We start from the raw sequence: 1,318 nt of genomic DNA on the forward strand, positions 1-1,318 counted from the left end.
ACCTCGCGCTCAGCGACACGGTGATGGGCCTGCTCACGGGCACGGCGTTCGCGGTGTTCTACGCGACGCTGGGGCTGCCCATCGCGCGGCTCGCCGACAAGTGGGTGCGCCGCTCGATCATCGCGCTCGGCCTCGCGCTCTGGAGCGCGATGACGGTGCTCACCGGCGCGGTGCAGAACCTCTGGCAGATCAGCGCCGCGCGCATCGGCGTGGGCGTCGGTGAAGCCGCGCTCTCGCCGCCGGCGCACTCGCTGATCAGCGACTACTTCCCGCTCGAAAAGCGCGCGACCGCGCTCGGCATCTACGCGGTCGGCATCCACGTCGGCACGTTGTTCGGCTTCAAGGGCGGCGGCGTCCTCGACGACATGTTCGGCTGGCGCTGGGCGTTCGTGATCGTGGGCGTGCCGGGGTTGTTATTGGCGCTGCTCGTGTGGCTCACGGTGAAGGAGCCGCGCCGCGGCCGCACCGATCCGGCGCACGCGAACCCGGCGCCTGCGCCGCCCGTCGCCGAGGTGCTCGCGTACCTGATGCAGCGCGCCTCGTTCGTGTGGCTCGCGATCGCGATGGGGTTCACGGCGTTCGCCGGCTACGCGTTCTCGGTGTGGGCGCCGACGTTCCTGAAGCGCGTGCACGGCATGACGTCGAGCGAAGCGGGCGATCTCGGCTGGCCGATCGGCATCGGCGGCGCGCTCGGCTCGATCCTCGCGGGCTACGTCGCGGATCGCCTCGGCCGCCGCGATCCGCGCTGGTGGGTGTGGGTGCCGGCGCTCGCGGGCGTCGGGCCGCTGCCGTTCACGCTCGCGTTCATGCTGCACGGCGATCCCACGTTCGCGCTGTGGATCGCGACGCCCGGCATGGCGATCGCGGCGTTCTATCAGGGCCCGAGCTTCGCGACGGTGCAGAACCTCGCGCGCCCCGAAATGCGCTCGGTCGCGAGCGGCCTGATGCTCTTCATCACCACGATGATCGGCTACGCGCTCGGCCCGCGGACGATCGGGCTGCTGAACGATCACGTGTTCGCACACCACGGCGACTTCGCGGTCCGCTACTCGCTCGCGCTCGTGCTCTCGGTCGCCGGCCTCGCCGGCACGCTCAGCTACGTGGTGGCGGGCCGCTACCTGCGCGCAGACCTGCATCGCGCAGCCGCCTGACGCGGTGAGCGCGCCGGAGCTCTCGCCGCTGCGCGCGGACCAAGTGCGCGAGGCCGCGCGGCTGCTCGCGCGCGCGTTCTGCGAGAACGCGATGAACCGCGTCGTCGCGCCGGGCTCGGCGCGCAGCCGCGAGCGCAGCAACGCCGCCGGCATGCGCGCCGTGCTGC

2 protein-coding genes are annotated in these 1,318 nt (G+C 72.3%); both read left to right on the plus strand.

The window, feature by feature from the left end:
- Positions 1-1,151, plus strand: a 1,151-nt coding sequence (locus tag FJ091_22250) for an MFS transporter (protein MBM4386071.1), incomplete at its 5' end; no start/stop codon positions are given.
- Positions 1,152-1,155: 4 nt separating this feature from the next.
- Positions 1,156-1,318: hypothetical protein (locus FJ091_22255; protein ID MBM4386072.1), on the plus strand; the 163-nt coding region annotated here is incomplete at its 3' end.

The organism is Deltaproteobacteria bacterium (genome assembly GCA_016875395.1).
Lineage (GTDB): Bacteria > Myxococcota_A > UBA9160 > UBA9160 > UBA6930 > VGRF01.